The sequence below is a fragment of the Acidicapsa ligni genome (assembly GCF_025685655.1).
GTDB classification, from domain to species: domain Bacteria; phylum Acidobacteriota; class Terriglobia; order Terriglobales; family Acidobacteriaceae; genus Acidicapsa; species Acidicapsa ligni.
Genome location: NZ_JAGSYG010000006.1, coordinates 78,623 through 95,487, shown reverse-complemented (window position 1 = coordinate 95,487; position 16,865 = coordinate 78,623). Strand labels below are relative to the sequence as shown.

Below are 16,865 nucleotides of genomic sequence, written 5' to 3'. Positions count from 1 at the left end.
GGCATTACTTCGGGTTATTGTTTTGGCCCATTGCCTGGCCATCGCTTCGCCATTGCTTTGTAAGCGCGCCTGATTTTCCTGTTACCGGGTCGGAACCTGGAAAGGGAAGATGCAGCATTCTTGCATCGGCCTCGGCGTCCGGAGCGCTGCGACAGATATCCCAGCTCTGATGCGGTGGATAGGCCCCAACCACGAGGAAGTCGTCGCTGGCCTCCAGGCGGCAGTGTCCGGTGCCTGTGGGTAAGATCGCGACATCACCGGCGCTGACTTGAACTTCGTGGCCATTTTCGCCACCCAGCATCAATCGCGCGTGTCCGGAGGCAAAGCCCAAAACCTCATGTGCAGTCGAGTGATAGTGATGGAAGTTATAGACACCATTGCGCCATTGCGCAGGCCATCCATTAGCCTCGAAGACTCTTTCAAAGCTCGCAGCCGGATCAACGCCGGTTAAATCAATCGCTCCGCGGTAAAGGATTACGGGCAGATGTTCGTTGTTCGGCATCCATCCGTTGCGGGAGAGTTGCAGTAATTGCGGTTCGGCATTTGTTTTGGTGTCGAGGCTGAATCCAGGGGAATCCCCGGTCAGGCCAAAGGCTGTTAGAAGAGTGGCAAATTGACGGCGATTCAGGGCATCCTCGCATTCCTTCGCGGTTTTCCGCGATCCTCTCCAATCCTCAAGGAAAGGTTTACTCACTTGTATAGGATGCCTTGAATGCTCCGTCGGCGAGAAAATTCAGCTTTTCAAGCCAAACTCAAACTGCGATTTAAGCCGCGGACCTGTCCTGCCGAGAGCCAGCCGCAGTTGTCGGGCGGCAGTGTGCGATCAGGATCGACTCCAGGCCGACAATTCGCAACAGTTCCAGGACATGCGACGACGGAGCAACGATCGAGAAATCCGTTCCAGACTCGACGGAGCTGCAATAGAGCGTGATCAGCGCCGCGATACCTGCTGCGTCGATGCGTCCCACGCCGGAGAGATCGAGCGCTACCGACTCGTTTTTTACGCGGGGCAGCAGGTCGTCCATAATTTGTGTTTCCGAGCCTCGCACCAGCTCATAATTCACGGCGATCACCGTGGGCAGATCCTCTGTGGCAAGAACAGTATTGGAATAAGGCGGTACATTCATACAAGGTCCTCCAGATCGGGATGGCAGCGCGGAGTAATTACAATCAAGCGCCGCGACACCCGTTCGTGGTAGGTATACGCAAAAATGCCCTCATCCAGTTCCATCCCGACCCCTACGATTGCTCCAGAGGCAGTATCGAGTTTGCCAACACAGGCGGATCTGCGCGCGCTTGCCCGCCAGGCCGGATTCACCGAAGCGGGCATTGTTCCGATCCCCTACGTCCAGACGGAACGGGATGCTGCGCGCTTTACGGAATTTGTAGAAACAGGCCGATCCGCGACGATGAATTACCTTGCCCGCCGCAATGAGCAGGGGGAACTCATCCGCAGCAAGGTCGAGGTGCCGTTTCCGTGGGCGCGCTCGGTCGTCGTTTGCCTCGCCAGCTACCATGCCGATGCACCGCTCTCGATCGCTTCTGCCGATGCTGCGGCAGGCTGGATCGCCCGCTATGCCTGGTCGAGCCGCAAGGATCCGAACGGCAACGTGCGCCCCAGCGATTATCACAAGGTTCTGTTGAAGCGTCTGCGAGCCCTCGAAGCGTCGATGCACGAGGCCTATGGGGAGTTCGAATGCCGCGCTTATGTCGATACCGGCCCGGTGGTTGAACGTTCGATTGCGCGCGCTGCCGGGCTTGGCTGGACGGGGAAAAATACCTGCCTGATTCATCCGAAGCTTGGCTCGTGGAATTTTCTCGCCGTGCTCGTCACCGCTCTGCCGGTGGCGGCAGAATCGACGCCACTTGTGGTTCCCGATCGCTGCGGAAGCTGCACCCGCTGCATCGATGCCTGCCCTACGGACGCGCTGTTTGAGCCGTATCGGATGGATGCTTCGCGCTGCATCGCCTATCTGACCATCGAGCATCGCGGCGCCATCAGCGAAGAGCTTCTGGCAGGAATGGGCCGCCAGATCCTAGGCTGCGATATCTGCCAGGATGTTTGCCCGTGGAATCGCAAGGCGCCCATCAGCACTGATTCTGAACTTGCGCCGCGTCGTGAGCTGATCAATCCCTCATTGGAATGGCTGGCGGAGATGGAAGAAGCCGATTTCGAACGTCTCTTCAACGGCTCACCGGTGCGAAGAGCGGGCTTTCTGGGTCTGCGCAGAAACATCGCCGTTGCCATGGGCAACAGTCGCCTGGCGCGGTTTCTGCCCTGGCTGGAGCGATGGTCGGACTCTGCGCAGGCAGAGACGGTTGCAGTCCAGGATGCAGCTTTGTGGGCTTTGAAGCAGATCCAAGGCAGCCGCACGACTGAGTTACCTCCCGAGGATGGGAAGTAACTCAGCCGTGCGGTGGCGAGCTACGCGCTTCGTGTAACTTCGACCGCGTTCAGTCCCTTTGGACCTTGCTGTAACTCGAATTCGACGGACTCACCCTCATTGAGCGAACGATAACCATCTGTCATGATCGCAGAAAAATGAACGAAGACATCCTCTCCCGTAGAACGTTGAATAAAACCATAGCCCTTGGCCCCGTTAAACCACTTGACTACACCTGTTTCCTTCACTCGTACTCTCCTCGATGATTGGTGATGAAGCAAGCTCCAGATATGCCAAGAGCCACCAGTAGGTCCGTAATCGGAACAGAGTGGCAGCTCGAAGTCATGTCCGGAATATAACTACGCCCAATTGGCAATCCTGCCTGGTAACAGTGTTGAGGCTGTGTTGGCTGAAAGATAAATGAGCGCTCCCAACGCTCACCGTGCTCTGGTTATGGCAGCATTTCTTTGAAAATGCAAGAAAAAATAGTCAGCCTCCGCGTGCGCTGTTAACCATCGTTGCGAATTCGTAGTGTTCACGCGGGTTAAAATTAGCTTTTTAGCTGCATTCCTACGCGAGCCCTCTATGCCACCGATTTCACCATCCGAGACAGAAGTTTTACCCGAGCCTGGTGCTGCTCGCGGACCTGAGCCGCAACGCGCTGCCGCTGAAGGGCCGCTGCCGATCTATGGATTTGAGTGGCGCAGAGATGGCAAGACGCTGCTGAGCTACCTGCTCGACAGTGAGGTTCACACCTTCGCGTTCAGCGTATCGGCGAATGCAATTCTTTCGTTCATTCCATTTATCGTGATGCTGTACACCATCGCGCACAGCATCTTTCACTCCCCGGCCATGGCTGCTGTTATCGGCGATATGGTGAAGTATTTCTTCCCGTCGAATCAGGATTGGGTGGCGCAGAACCTCGCACTGGTTGCAGATCACAAGGGGGTTCGCGCTTTTTCTCTGATCGCGATTCTTGTTTCCTGCACCGGCATCTTTCTGCCGCTGGAGGTCGCGCTCAATCGCTCGTGGGGAGTGGCGCACAGCCGCAACTACCTCATGAACCAGTTGGTCGCTCTCGGCCTCGCTATCTGGATGGTTATTCTCGGCATGGGCAGCATCTTCATCAACCAGGGTGAGCGCAAGATCCTCACTGTGATCTTCTGGGGCCATGTGGACAATGTTGCTTTCCACTTTCTGAGCGATTCATGGCTGGCAATTTCTACTGCGATTGCCAGCATCCTGTTTTTCTTTTCCATCTATTGGCTGTTGCCCAATCGCAAGGTACCGGTACGCCCTGTCATTCGCGTTGCAATCGTCACCGGATTGCTCTGGGTGGGCGCGAAGTATCTCTTTGTTGCGGTGCTGCCGCGGCTCGATCTTCGGGCGCTATACGGGCCGTTCTATGTCTCGGTCGGATTGCTCCTGTGGGCTTATGTTTCGGGGCTGCTGCTGTTTGCCGGGGCGCAGTTTAGCGCCATGCGCCACAACAGCCGCAATCGTCCCGGGGCTGCTGCCTAGGACGATTCCTCTACGGCTGGAATTACGGCATTCCTTTTAAGGAAATACAAGACCGATCAGGCTGCCGATAGTGCAATGCCTCTCTATGGGATGGCGGAGCGGCAAATCCCCTTGAATCTGATACAGATTACGGCGTCCTTCCTTCGTAACGGTGACATAGCCATTTGCGGTGAGATCGTCGATGATGCGCTGGACTGCGCGCTCGGTGATGCCAACTTCAGCGGCCAGTTCGCGCATACGGACATCGGACTCACGCGCAATCAGCAGCAGAACATGAGCGTGATTGCTGAAAAAAGTAAAGCCGATTGGAGCGGAATCCGTCTTGCGCGACGGAGCGATCATCTGTTTTGTCTGCACCCGCGTACGAAATTTCGTGCGCGGTTTTTCAGCATTTACCAGCATGGAGAGACCTCGGAAAACATGCAGATTTTGAATAGGGAACCCTGATGAAAAAATCCGCGAGCTCGCGTCCGCAGGCTCGTTCCTTGAGCTGCGTACTCCTCGGTAATCAATGATTTTGCGGAAGTTTCAAGCCAGATTTTATGTCGATGGGATGAGGTTTGCAGTCTCCAATTTTCAAGGAAAATTTACGAGACATTCAGGAACCAATACTTAATTAGTTACGGGGGTAACGTATATTGTCTGGTTCTTAACCTTGACCGGCGATGCCTTTATCGTATTCGGAAAGCCTTCACCACGATTGAGCTGGGTCGACGTCCGGTGGGCAGCAGGGTAAATAACGACCGCGAACTGGTGCGCACCACGGCCACGTCGCCCGACCGAGCATCTACGGCGAAGAGCAGGTTACCGGCTGCGGAAAAGGCCAGGGCATCCGGTCCGTCGCCAACGTGAACAGATCCCACGCGTTTGCCATCGTCAATTCCATAGATCGACAGATCCTGCGAATTGAAATTGCTCACGTAGAGCAGGGAGTTATCGTTGCTCACCAATCCGCGCACCGGCCTGGAACCCATGAGATAGGTGCCGCCGACATCATCGGTTCCGGTTACGATTTCAGAGATCGAGTCCGAGTCAAAATTCGATACGAATACCTCGCCTCCATCGGGCTTGAGGGCTAGATGAACAGGAGAGCGGCCAACATCCAGCAGTGCTTCCATCGCATCGGGACGCGCCGGGCCATTCGCGTCCGCCTCGCGGGCCAACGCAACGACCATCACCTGGTGCCCGCCGGAACATGCCACAAATGCCTTGGTGGAGTCGTGCATAACCACTGCGTCCGTGGCGCCGGGGCAACCCTCGATTACGGCGCGCAGGCGGTTTGTGGATGTATCGAGAACGCTTACGCTGTTGCCGGTTCGGTTGGTCACTACCAGCGATTTTCCATCCGGCGATAGCCGTGCCAGGCCGGGGCCTTCGCCAACGCCGATCACAGCCGTTTCACGATGCATTTTCAGATCGATCACCGACACTGAGTTCGAGCCGGAGTTGGCCACATAGGCGAGATCGCGTTTTGCATCGATATCGATAAAATACGGAGCTTTGCGAACAGGAATGGTCGCAGCTACCGCATTTTTTTCAGCATCGATAACGGACACGGATCCGTTGCTCTGCCCATTGCCGGTATTCACGACATAGATTTCGTTGCGTTTGGGATTCGCAGCCACGCCTGTCGGATTCTGGCCAACCTGAATCTCTCGATCCAGACGTAGATGCACCACGTCAAAGACGCTGACCGTGTTGCTGCCGCCATTGGTCACATATGCGAATTCGCGGTAGTTTGCAGGATACTCCGGGAAGTCATGCGGGCGGCAGCCTACCAGGGACAGCCCCGCGAACGCAAGCGCACAGAATGCGCCCAACGCAGATAGACTGGCAGGCTTCCCGGCCTTTTTTTTTGAAATGAGGCCAGATCTCAAGCTGTAGCTGCCTCGACATGAATCCCACGCGGCACGCGCCGATGCAGCACTGCTGCAATCTGCTCCAACTCGTCCATCATGCTTGCAAACTGCTCGGGATAGATGGACTGTGGGCCATCCGACCATGCTTTTTCCGGCTCATGATGGACTTCCACCATGATTCCGTCCGCGCCTACAGCAACGCCCGCGCGAGCCATCGGAATAACCTTGTTGCGCTTGCCCGTGCCGTGGCTTGGGTCGACCAGGATTGGCAGGTGGCTCAGCCGTTGCACAGCGGGAACGATACTTAGGTCCAGCGTGTTGCGTGTGTGATCGGCAAAAGTCCGCACACCACGCTCGCATAGGATGACCTGGTAATTTCCCTCGCTCATCACGTACTCGGCAGACATCAAAAACTCATCGAGCGTTGCAGACATGCCGCGCTTGATCAGCACCGGTTTGCGTGTTTTGCCGGCCTTCTTCAGCAGGGAATAGTTCTGCATATTGCGCGCGCCAATCTGGATGACGTCCGCATACTCTACCACCAGCTCCAGCGATTCGTTGTCGATTGCTTCGGTGATGATTCTCAGACCAAAGGCATCGCGAATCTCAGCCATGATCTGCAGAGCTTCAATGCCCAGGCCTTGAAATGCATAAGGAGACGTGCGTGGTTTGAATGCTCCGCCACGGAAGAACTGCGCGCCGGAGGCGGCGACTTTTTCTGCGATGGTGAATGCCTGCTCGCGTGTTTCGATCGAGCATGGTCCAGCGACGATGGCAATATCGTTGCCGCCGATCGTTGCATCCGTACCGGGAAAACGAATGATCGTATTGTCTTCCTTGGCATCGCGGCTGGCCAGCTTGTATGCCTTTGAAACCCGGATAACCTCGGCGACTCCGGGCAGCTCTTCAAGATTGCCGCGTTCGACTTCGCCCTGATTTCCAGTGATTCCAATTGCTGTCCGCTGCGCTCCAGGAAGGGAGTGCGCACGGAAACCTAACTGCTCAATATGGTCGCAAACAGCCTTGACCTGCTCTGGCGTAGCTTGCGCTTTCATGACTACCAGCATCGTCTTACCCTCAAAGAGTGAGTGTAATCCCTGTTGCAGGCAAGGGCAATCCTGTGTCAGTGACAGTCGGCAACCCTACTCAGGGTTGCATTACTCAGGGTTGGATTCAGAGGTGCCGGATTTGGAGGCGACGATTGCGGGGGCGATAACCATTCCGATGAAGCTGAGAGCGATAAGAAGATCATGCATTGGGGTAATTCTCCTTGGGGATTCGTCTGAACCCGTCCACCCCTTCATCATGATCCAGGCAACGAAAATCGAAAATACCACGAACACGCTGTTCCGAATCGAGACGGTGTTAGCGGGTTTCACACCTAGGTGTTAAATTGTTCCCAACATTCCCGTGGCAACATTAAGAATTCTTAAAAAACTACCAATCGGTAGAAAAACGTGAATCCATCCTCCTGCCTCCACATCTGCTAACAAGGAGGTCAATTCCAATGGCAATTGACAAGAAAATCGCACTCATCACCGGCGCCAATCGTGGCATCGGTCTGGAAACAGCACGGCAATTAGGCCACAAGGGAACCACTGTCATTGTTGCTGCGCGCACTCTGGATGCCGCAGAGCAGACAGCTACCACTCTCAAGGCTGAGGGTATCGACGCCTTTGCCGTTCAGCTCGATGTAACCAAAGCTGCTGACCGCACTGCTGCTGCCAAGATCGTCACAGACAAGTTCGGCAAGCTCGATATCCTGATCAACAATGCAGGCGTCGGCGCGCAGGACGGCATGTTCAACCCGAAGACCAGCCAGACGACAGAGGAAGAGCTTCAGACCGTTTTTGGCACCAACCTCTTCTCGGTTATCGCTGTCACCCGCGAGTTTCTTCCGTTGTTGAAGAAGAGCGAAGGCGGCCGCATCGTCAATCTCTCCAGCGTCCTTGGTTCGCTTACATTGCATGCCGATCCGAACAGCCCCATTGCGTCGATCAAGGTCTTCGCCTACGACGCTTCAAAGACAGCGCTGAATGCCTTTACTATCCATCTCGCCAATGAGCTCAAGGACACAAAGATCAAGGTGAACTCCGCACATCCTGGTTGGGTCAAGACAGAAATGGGTACCGATCAGGCGCCTATGGAGATCGTCGATGGCGCCAAGACGAGCGTAGAGCTTGCCTTAATTGGCCCGGACGGCCCTAACGGCCGGTTTATTCACCTGGGATCAGAGCTGCCCTGGTAATTGCGAAGTTGCCTGGTAATTGCGAACCTGATTTGAGCAGTGGGCGGGTGGGGCATTCCCTACCCGCCTGCTCTAATTATGGAGATGGAGCACCATGACGAAAGGTGAGATAACACGTAACCGCATCATTTCTGAGGCTGCGCCGCTCTTCAATAAGCACGGCTTCGACGGCTGTTCCATGCAGGAGATCAGCGTTGCGACTGGCCTTGAAAAAGCGAGCCTCTACGGCCACTTTGCCACCAAAGAGGAGCTGGCAGGCGAGGCGTTCCGTTATGCGTGGAAGCAGAGTTGCTCGGCCAGAATGGGCAATCTCGGCGATGTCGCGAACAGTGTCGACAAGCTCAAGCTGCATATCGAAAATCTGGCGTCAAAGCAGGCCTTTCCAGGCGGCTGCCCCTTATGGAATACCGCAACCGATACCGATGACGGCAACTCCGTGCTTCGCTCGATGGCGAAAGAAGCGCTGCGCGATTGGATCTCGGCTCTCAACCAGATCATCGAAGAGGGGCAGAGCAAAGGGGAAATCGGTGCCGATGTAGATCCTGAGGGTCTCTCGACTCTGATCATCTCTCTGATGGAGGGTGCTTTTATCACCTCACAGCTACAGGAATCTGGCCGCGTCCTGCGCGTAGCTCAACAGCATCTGAATGCCTATATTGAGAGCCAGGTTCGCACGCGACCGCAGGCGAACGAAACCTTATAGCAGTGTTTTGAAACGGGCATCTGGATATCTGGATGGTGGAAGAGGGACCGTGGCAGATCATGTTTCAAAGCATGGCTTAATGATTTTCTATACAGGTAGTCTGCAAATATCCAAAAACATGCCCCAGCGAGGATATCGGCTGGGGTTAATTGCGCTCAATCTATCGCAATCGTGTCGGCAATCGCCGGGAAAATATCATCGTTTCGGTAGGAGTTACTGCTGGCTTACTCAGGGTTGCTTTCCGAGGTGCCGGAATGAGCGGCGACTATGGCCGGGGTGATAACCATTCCAATAAAGGCGAGGGCGATAAGAAGATCATGCATTGGGGAGATGCTCCTTGGTGGGAGTTCGTCTGAACTCGTCCACACATTGATCATGACCGAAGTAACTAGGTTACGAAATAGCACATTCTCCTGTTCCAAAATGAAACAGTAGTATGCCGTATACCTCTGAAGTGTTAGATCGATATCTTCCGGATTGATTCAGTTCTGAATTAATTGAGTTATGGATTGATTCGGCAACCTGCCGTTAGAGAGAGACGCGCGAAGGCTAAGCTTTGGGGAAATTGTTCTCAGGCAATGCATAGGGATCGATGGGGCAGGGGATTCATGTCTGTCGATAGATATAAGTGTAGATTGAAAGTCTGCGGCTGAAAGTCGCGGCTCTTTACTCCATGCGGATCTGCGTTTTATGCCGCTCTATGCGGAAAGATTGCAACGTTTGTTTGCAGGTGCAAACGTTCTTTCCGCCCCATTGCCTGAGAGGAATCTGAACTAGTAGGTTTTGAGTTCCTCGGCTGAGGGAACCTCTGCTTCGTGTTGGGTGGGACGAGATACCTGAGTCTTGGCCATCACAACTGCAGGAACAATTGTTAGCCCAATAAAAGCAAGAGCAATGACGAGATCATGCATGGGATTTTCCTTTGAAGGTGTTTCTAGTACTCTTTCACACATCTATCTTCGGCGGAAATAGAAATTACTTAAATCCCACAAAGAAACTGGATTTAATTCAAATGGGTGTTACCCAGGTACCCACATTGGTGTTACAGCCAGAGTTTTTCAAGAGTTATTTGTTTGAACGCAGCTTCGAGCGCTGCTTCTGCCATTTCAGTAGCATCCACGTAAGATAGCCCAATTGAATTACCCATGTGCAGCAAAACGCCGCTACCAGAAAATTGTGTCCCACATTTCCTCCCACAGATTTCTAAAGATTCTTGTCGGTAACCCCGGCAGGGATTAGTCGCCAGCCAGGGCGGCAAGTGCTTCAGCGCCGTCAATCCGTTGCTGTCGCCGTTGGATGTAGATGCGAATCGCCAGCACTGTTAGTCCCCAGACTGCCCATGCAAGCACGTTCCATCCAAATGCGGCGAGCATGCGTGGATCTTTAAGCCCGGCATCCGGATCGCCTCCAAATACAGGGGAAGGATGCTGGGTACGCCACAGGCGATTGGCCAGGTAATTGATGGGCATGTCGAGCGCGCCAAATACGGAAAGCACCGCCGCAAGCGTCTGCATCTCCGCACCGGCAGTAAAGCGCCTCGCCAGCAGGTAACTGACGTAAATGAGCCACAGAACAAGCGTCGTTGTCAGGCGAGCGTCCCAGGTCCACCAGATACCCCAGACTGGTCTGCCCCAGAGCGGGCCAGTGATGAGCACGACGGAACAAAAAACCACTCCAACCTCAGCCCCGGCAAGTGCCCACGCATCGGCGGCAAGCGCCCGCGCCGGGTTCGTTCGCCGCCACGCCAGAACCAGCACAGAAGCGACGAAGTTGATGCTGAAGAATAAATAGCAAAGCATGCCGTGAGGCACGTGGTAGTAGAAGATTCTTGCGACGTCGCCCATGGTGGCTTCCGCGGGCGCCACATACATCGCCTGATAGAAGGCCCAGGCCATAAGCGCAATAACGGCCGCGATACCGATTACCGAAAATAGCTTCTTCATTAGATAATGCCTCGTTACTGCGAAGAGGATTCCACTAGTTTAGCGCTGCGGCCGCACGAACTATTCGGCCTGCAGTACGGTATCAAAAAGCAGCAGACTCACCGTTGTGAAGATGATGTCGTAGCCGCCCAGCAGCTTGATCCAGAGAAGCGTCGGATCGCTGTCGTCGCCGGTGAGAATGGTCTTGGTCGAGAGAACCATCGCCAGCAGCGCGGGCAGAAAGATAGGGAAGAGAATCAGCGGCAGCAGCAGTTCGCGATTGCGGCTGCGAATGGAAAGCGCTGCAAAAAAAGTTCCGTTGGCCACGAGTGCCCATGTTCCCAGTGGTATCACCAGGGCCAATAGCCATGCATCGCCAAGAGGGTGGAGGTTGTACATGATAAAAAATATCGGTCCCAGAACCACCTGAACGAGCGAGACGAAAAAGAAGTTGGCGAGTACCTTGGCGAGGAAGAGCGCTGCTCCATTCGAGGGCGTCATGCGCAGTGCGTCGAGTACCTGGTGGCGCATCTCGCGAGCCCAGGCCTGATTGAGTGCCGAGACGCTGGCAAAAAGCGTAGCCACGCAGAGAACGCCGCCTGCGATTTCGCGGGATGTGTCGGCACTCGGATCGAATGCCATGCTGAAAAGCACGACTACCAGCAGCGAAAAGAAGAGCATCGAATTGATGGCTTCGCGAGAACGCCACTCGATGCGCAGGTCTTTTTTCAAATGCGTCAGAACCAGGCGGGTCCAGCTTGCTTTGGTGCCTGTTGAGGGGATGGTTGCCACGCTCATGCCTGTGCTACCTCACCGGGTTTCGTGTCCCTCTGTACGTCTTTGGTCAGGTCGGCAAGGGTGGCCTCTGCTGCGCGAATGTAATCGGCAGGGTTGAGGATCAACTGCGTGCCGCGCACGCCTGCGGAGACGCTGATTTCATCGAAGAGCTCCACTGTCTCATCGACAAATGCCGGGTAGGTTTTTTTCGCGCCGAAGACGGTGACTCCGCCACGAATGTAGCCGGTAAGCGGCTGCACTTCTTTAAGCGAAACCATCTCGATTTTGCGAACTTCCGCGGCGCGAGCCAGCTTTTTGAAATCCACCTCGGCGTCTCCGGGAATCACTGCGAAGAAGTAGCCGCCAGCACCGTCTGTCGTCAGCAGAGTTTTGAAGACCTGTTCCACGGGCATGTCGATCTTTTTCGCGACGGTGATTGCCGTCAGATCTTCGGGGTCGACTTCGTACTCGCGCAAGGAGTAGTGGATGCCGAGGCTATCGAGGAAGCGTGCTCCGTTTGTCTTCATAAGCTGGGGCTACCATGCTCGAAGGAGTGAACGCGCCCAGCCTTCAGCGTCAGAATATGGTCTGCGATGGGGAGAGCTAATTCGCGCTGGTGTGTCGTGAGGACGATAGTGCGATTGCTGTTGCGGAACCGCGCAAGCAGGCTGACCATCTGGTGCGCGCTTTCGACATCCATGTTGGAAAAGGGCTCGTCGAGCAGCAGCAATTCCGGTTGTGAGATCAGGACACGCGCTAGCGAGGCCCGCTGGCGCATTCCTTGCGAGTACTGGCCCACGGTTCGCGGCAGTGCAGGGTCGAGATTGACCTCACGGAGCGCTCCTTCAGGCGTAAGGCAGTCGCGGGTCTGGTAGAGATTGCGAAAATATTTCAGGTTTTCCAGACCGGTGAGTTCGTCATAGAGCATTGGAGCGTGGCTCATATAACCGATACGGTCGCGAGCGTCGTGCGGTGCGAGATCTCCGAAGAGTTTGACGGAGCCCTGCGTCGGCAGCAGCAATCCGGCGAGGATGCGCAGCAGGGTCGATTTGCCCGCGCCGTTTTCGCCGAGCAGAACATAGCAGCGGCCAGGAGCGAGATTGAGCGAGATTTGACGAAGCGCCGCAAAGCTGCCGAAGAGGCGCGATACGGAATCGATGCGGGCAAGCACGTCCGATTGCAAGTCAGAGGCTGGGGATTGCGCGGCTTCGGCGGCCTCACTCATGCGATTTTTGGCCTACCGGCCAGTAACAGAAGCTACGGCCGTCGATAGCGGCGCGGAATCGACGGAGGCGCGACCGGTGCTGGGAGATGGGCTGCTCATCGGTGTCGCTGGTGTCTGACCGGGCTGCTGATTCGGTCCAGCGGGAGCATATTTCGATGCACATTTGGCCTGAAGCTGCGTGGCGTGAAAGACGCCATCATGGCCCCAGGTTCCGATAGCCAACGCCTGGGCATCCCCTTTGAAGGTATCCGGTGGCGGCTCAGATCCCTGATAGCTGACCGTGATCGCCCGCGCATTGGGCGTGGCCTTGGGATTGTGGCTTTCAAACTCGGTGAGGGTGAACCGGACGTTGGGGCCGCTGCGCTGGATGGTCTCCGGCTTGACGTAGCCCTCGACGCGCAGGTGCGACTGGTAGGCTTTTTCGCCCATATTCTGCATTTCCGGGACGGTGACGTAGTAGCTCTTGTTGGCGGCTGTACCCGTGTAGGCTAGGTAGCCGATAGTGCCGAGCACGATTACGGCAGCAATTCCGATGCGGAGAGATTGACCAGATAGCTTCATTTTGACCCCATTTTCCTGTGCTTCTGGCTGCTTGTTCATCTCAGCGCGTGAAGCGGGGAACATCTTCTACTCTACGAGGCGTGGTGGGCGGGGTCAACCGACCGGAAGGTTGAGTCTGTGCTTTAAGGCATTTTCCGGATCGATATGTATCGATCCGGAAAATGCCGATCCGTCCTGGGGGAGGGATCTCTTCCCATCGTCCAACCGTGCAGTCAGGGCGACGAGGCGGAATGTTATTGTTTATCGCGAGGTCGCGCCGGGTTTTTAGGCGAGTACGCGATCAAGGCAGGGGATGCGACTGTTGCAACGAAAACCACAGCGATTAACAAATCATGCATGAACGTTCTCTCTGGCAGCTCCACCAGGCAGCTTGATCCACAGGGTACCCCCGTTGGTAATAGCAAACTGCTTACATGGAGCTCTTTAGTAAGGTTACTTTGAGCCTAAAAAAACAAATAGTCCAGATAAAAATTAACAATTTCGAAAAAATATTTTTGATGACACGGCGAGGGAAAGTATGGAAAAATCCTCTCCCTCGACCGAGGCTGTTATTGCTGCGTATTCAGCGTTTGTGTAGCTCGATTCAAAGCCTGCGTAAGGATTTCCAGTTGCTGGCTGGCGACTGTAAGCCTTTTGGCTTCAATCGATTCGGTTACACCGGGAATAACGACAGCCGCGTAACCGGTGTATTCACCGGGAGCGTAGATGGTGTGTTTGTACCAGCTTCGGTTGGGCAGACCAGCCTCCGATATAAAGGCCGCCTCGGTCGCGCGTAATTGGCGATTGAGCTGGGTCGCATCGATTCCCGGAGCCGATTGGCGCGTGCGAACAGCTTCAGCTGCTTGCACGAAACCGGCAGCAGCGGCTTCGGCGGCGGCAAAATCAAGCGTTGCCCCGGGAATGTGCTCCACCGACTGAAGATAGGAGACGATTTCTTTGCCGTAAGTGACGTAGTCGTATGGCAGCACGTCGGCGTCAGCCATGTGAAGAATCTCAAGGCCTTGAATGCGAGCCATCTCCTGGAGATAGACAAAGGTGGGATCGGCATTCTGGACATACCAGGCGTAGTTGTCGAAGACCGAATGGTAGACGCCGTAATCGCCATGCGAACCGATATCCGTCGAAGGAACACCGACATGCTGCAGGAACGGTGTGTAATCCGAGCCGGAGCCTAGATCGCCGACGCGGACATCTTCAGCCGGTGCGTGGGAGCGGGTAACGTGCCCTGTGTTGACATCGCCTGGCTGATGGCCTGATTCAAGTTTCCATTGGTCGTATACCGTGCCGCCTTTGGGGCTGGGAACTTCGTGGGTGATTTCGCGAATGAACTGCTTGAGCGACGGCACGGCTTCCGCACCAAAATCCGGCCCGGCGACAGCTACGTCCACATTGAAGTAAGCGACGGCGTGTTCGAGAACTTTGGCATGCTCCTCGACCCACTCCGTCGAACCAATGAGGCCTTCTTCTTCCGCATCCCAGCTACCGATAACGATGGTGCGTTTCGGCTTCCAACCCTGCTTGAGCAGAACGCCGAGGCCGTGAACTGCTTCCAGCATGGACGCAGTGCCGCTGTTCGGATCGACGGCTCCATAAACCCATGCATCGCGGTGATTCCCGGCAACGACCCAGTCGTCGGAGTTATCCGTACCCGGAATTTTGCCGATCACATCCCAGATGGTGCGGACTTTATAGTCCTGGTCAGAAACCAGGTGGATGCTCACTCCAGTTCCGCCAAGATGGTAGTGAAAGCTCAACGCTCCCTGCCATCCTGCGGGAACGCTGGGGCCTTTGAGTGCTTCAAGAATAGGCGCGGCGTCGTGGTAGCTGATCGGCACGGAAATGATGCTGGGCTGGTTGCCGGTCTTGAGTGGGTCAAGCCGCGCCGAGTCTGGCAGAGAGACCGTGGAGGCAACGCCCGGGGTCTGCGGATCGCCAGGATATTTGAACAGATACTGAACGCTCCCGCGCTGCACGCCTGTCTCTGGACGCCAGGGTCCATTGGGGTACATGTCGCCCTTGAAGTAGCCATCGTCCATCGGGTCGGAATAGATGAGGACGCCTTTGGCACCGCGCTGCTCCGCGATGTAGACCTTCACCCCGCGAAAGTTCACTCCATATCGAACCAGGACGATTTTGCCGTGGAGATCGATGTGCTGCTCGGCCAGTTTATCGAAGTCTTCGAGACGTCCGTAGTTGGCGTAGACGACCTCTCCAGTCACATCTCCTGAACCGGATGAGCCATTGAAAGGCATCACCACGCGAGGGTCATCCTGAAACGGATCGTTGCTGACATGCTCTCTCGTGGGTCCGCTGGAGAGCAGTTTGCCATCGTCTGACCTGGCCTCAAAGCTGACTTTTCGCGGCTGATTCAACAACACGCGATAGGGCACAATCTCGGTTTCAAGACCAGCTTCTTTGAACCTGGCGGCGACGTACTCGGCAGTCTTATAGTCCTCTTTGGAACTGGCGATGTGCGGCTCGGCGGTGAGCGTCTTGAGATGCTGTCCGGCAAGTCTGGCATCGGGAACAGCGAGGAAATCCGCGTCGATTTTAGCCTGCGCGGTGAAGTCGGTATAGCCGAAAATATGCGCAGGTGCGGCCGGCAGAGGCTGGGCAGAAGTTTGCGCACCGAGCGGCGCTGCGATGAAGGCCATCGAAACAGTAAATAAAACCGGTATAGCTGTTGAGCGCAGATGCATGTATGGGATTCCTCAATCGCTAGATATTGCAAACAATATTGAAGAATCAGATTACAACAGGCAATCTCTCGCTGGTTCTAATGGACGAATTTCGGTTAATGATAGATTCGCATTGCCGCCGCCCGTTGCTCTATCGCCGCCATTTTGTGAATTGCAGATGCGATCCAGATTGGGAAACTGACTGAACTTCTACCCGATTTGGTTCTTCGTTTCTGTGACCCATAGGTGGAAGTTGACAGCGCTATCGTGTGATTGTTAACGTCCATCGATCGACCTACTTTTATATACGCAAGACTAGTAGAGAGCTGAAGGAGACGGGGCAAATGGGACTCATCGGACCGGGGAAAACATCGGCAAACAACACAGCCGAGATCGTTGTGCAGCGCTACACCGAAGAGGCTCGTCGGGCATTGTATTTTGCTCGTCATGAGGCGCAACGTCGTCGGGAGATGACAGTTACTGTCGCGGATCTCCTCTCTGGCATCAGTGTGGAGGAAAATTCGCGCGCGGTGCGGATTGGGCATCTGAAAGACAATGCGTTTTACCTGCGCTGGCTCTCCGGACTGCCTGCATCGCCTTCCCAGGTTGCGCCGAATCACGATGGTCATCCGGATCTGGATCACGTGGCCAGAAAAGCGATTGCCTGCGCTCTGCTTGAGGCAGATTATGACCGCGAATACTGGATTGACACCGATCATCTGCTGCGTGGATTACTTCGCTTTCACAACACGGCCAATTTTGCGCTCCTCAAGACGGAACTCAGCCTCGATGCGGCGCGAAAAGCCTCGCGGCATGATCGCAAGGCTTTTCCACCCCACAAGACGCCTAACATGAAGGTAATCAATTATCTGGTGCGGAAGCATGCAGCCTTGTGGCTTCCACCCTTGTTGAGTGCGGCCTGCTACCTGTACATTCTGCTGCAGAGCGTTGACTCATCCGTGTTGCGGTTCGCGCACTAGGTTATAG

18 protein-coding genes are annotated in these 16,865 nt (G+C 55.2%); 5 read left to right on the top strand and 13 right to left on the bottom strand.

The genetic code is table 11. The annotated features are described in order from the left end of the window. Positions 1-4: 4 nt before the first annotated feature. The gene (locus OHL19_RS18720; protein WP_263359352.1) at positions 5-694 is read right to left on the bottom strand and encodes a cupin; all 690 of its coding nucleotides are present in this window, start codon (positions 692-694) and stop codon (positions 5-7) included. A 70-nt stretch (positions 695-764) separates the two neighbouring features. Next, positions 765-1,127: an STAS domain-containing protein gene (locus OHL19_RS18715; RefSeq protein ID WP_263359351.1), complete on the bottom strand. Its 363-nt coding sequence runs from the start codon at positions 1,125-1,127 to the stop codon at positions 765-767. A gap of 84 nt (positions 1,128-1,211) precedes the next feature. Between OHL19_RS18715 and queG the strand changes: the two genes are divergently transcribed. Then, complete coding sequence (gene queG, locus OHL19_RS18710) at positions 1,212-2,405, top strand: tRNA epoxyqueuosine(34) reductase QueG (RefSeq protein WP_263359350.1); 1,194 nt, start codon at positions 1,212-1,214, stop codon at positions 2,403-2,405. 20 nt (positions 2,406-2,425) lie between these two features. On the opposite strand, the gene OHL19_RS18705 is transcribed toward queG, so the two are convergent. Next, positions 2,426-2,632, bottom strand: a complete 207-nt coding sequence (locus OHL19_RS18705) for a cold-shock protein (protein ID WP_263359349.1) — start codon at positions 2,630-2,632, stop codon at positions 2,426-2,428. 337 nt (positions 2,633-2,969) lie between these two features. On the opposite strand from OHL19_RS18705, the gene OHL19_RS18700 reads away from it, so the two are divergent. Then, complete coding sequence (locus OHL19_RS18700) at positions 2,970-3,905, top strand: YihY/virulence factor BrkB family protein (protein WP_263359348.1); 936 nt, start codon at positions 2,970-2,972, stop codon at positions 3,903-3,905. Between the two features lie 36 nt (positions 3,906-3,941). Here OHL19_RS18700 and OHL19_RS18695 read toward each other — a convergent pair whose 3' ends face one another. The 3 genes from OHL19_RS18695 to aroF form a co-directional block, all read right to left on the bottom strand. Further along, entirely contained in the window at positions 3,942-4,307 is a 366-nt protein-coding gene (locus tag OHL19_RS18695; protein WP_263359347.1) for a helix-turn-helix transcriptional regulator, read from the bottom strand. Between the two features lie 269 nt (positions 4,308-4,576). Then, positions 4,577-5,725, bottom strand: coding sequence for a beta-propeller fold lactonase family protein (locus OHL19_RS18690; protein ID WP_263359346.1), 1,149 nt, complete (start codon positions 5,723-5,725; stop codon positions 4,577-4,579). Between the two features lie 53 nt (positions 5,726-5,778). Then, positions 5,779-6,819, bottom strand: a complete 1,041-nt coding sequence (gene aroF / locus OHL19_RS18685; RefSeq protein ID WP_263359345.1) for a 3-deoxy-7-phosphoheptulonate synthase — start codon at positions 6,817-6,819, stop codon at positions 5,779-5,781. A gap of 452 nt (positions 6,820-7,271) precedes the next feature. Here aroF and OHL19_RS18680 point away from each other — a divergent pair, with 452 nt between their 5' ends. Both OHL19_RS18680 and OHL19_RS18675 read left to right on the top strand, forming a co-directional pair. After that, complete coding sequence (locus OHL19_RS18680; protein ID WP_263359344.1) at positions 7,272-8,012, top strand: SDR family oxidoreductase; 741 nt, start codon at positions 7,272-7,274, stop codon at positions 8,010-8,012. A gap of 94 nt (positions 8,013-8,106) precedes the next feature. Further along, positions 8,107-8,715: a TetR/AcrR family transcriptional regulator gene (locus OHL19_RS18675; RefSeq protein ID WP_263359343.1), complete on the top strand. Its 609-nt coding sequence runs from the start codon at positions 8,107-8,109 to the stop codon at positions 8,713-8,715. 773 nt (positions 8,716-9,488) lie between these two features. On the opposite strand, the gene OHL19_RS18670 is transcribed toward OHL19_RS18675, so the two are convergent. The 7 genes from OHL19_RS18670 to OHL19_RS18640 all read right to left on the bottom strand — a co-directional run bounded on the left by OHL19_RS18670 (position 9,489) and on the right by OHL19_RS18640 (position 15,899). After that, on the bottom strand, positions 9,489-9,626 hold the full coding sequence (locus tag OHL19_RS18670) for a hypothetical protein (RefSeq protein WP_263359342.1): 138 nt from the start codon (positions 9,624-9,626) through the stop codon (positions 9,489-9,491). Positions 9,627-9,950: 324 nt separating this feature from the next. Continuing rightward, entirely contained in the window at positions 9,951-10,688 is a 738-nt protein-coding gene (locus OHL19_RS18665; protein ID WP_263359530.1) for a cytochrome c biogenesis protein, read from the bottom strand. 30 nt (positions 10,689-10,718) lie between these two features. Then, the gene (locus tag OHL19_RS18660; protein ID WP_263359341.1) at positions 10,719-11,435 is read right to left on the bottom strand and encodes a heme exporter protein CcmB; all 717 of its coding nucleotides are present in this window, start codon (positions 11,433-11,435) and stop codon (positions 10,719-10,721) included. Then, the gene (ybaK, locus tag OHL19_RS18655) at positions 11,432-11,941 is read right to left on the bottom strand and encodes a Cys-tRNA(Pro) deacylase (protein ID WP_263359340.1); all 510 of its coding nucleotides are present in this window, start codon (positions 11,939-11,941) and stop codon (positions 11,432-11,434) included. Before ybaK ends, OHL19_RS18660 begins: the two co-directional genes overlap by 4 nt. After that, positions 11,938-12,639 (bottom strand): heme ABC exporter ATP-binding protein CcmA, encoded by a 702-nt coding sequence (gene ccmA / locus OHL19_RS18650; protein WP_263359339.1) that lies wholly within the window; start codon positions 12,637-12,639, stop codon positions 11,938-11,940. The genes ybaK and ccmA overlap by 4 nt, the downstream gene beginning before the upstream one ends. Before the next feature lie 12 nt (positions 12,640-12,651). After that, entirely contained in the window at positions 12,652-13,200 is a 549-nt protein-coding gene (locus OHL19_RS18645; protein ID WP_263359338.1) for a cytochrome c maturation protein CcmE, read from the bottom strand. 548 nt (positions 13,201-13,748) lie between these two features. Continuing rightward, a complete protein-coding gene (locus tag OHL19_RS18640) occupies positions 13,749-15,899 on the bottom strand; it encodes a M28 family metallopeptidase (RefSeq protein WP_263359337.1) in 2,151 nt (716 codons plus the stop codon). 323 nt (positions 15,900-16,222) lie between these two features. On the opposite strand from OHL19_RS18640, the gene OHL19_RS18635 reads away from it, so the two are divergent. Next, a complete protein-coding gene (locus tag OHL19_RS18635; protein WP_263359336.1) occupies positions 16,223-16,858 on the top strand; it encodes a hypothetical protein in 636 nt (211 codons plus the stop codon). Positions 16,859-16,865: the final 7 nt, after the last annotated feature.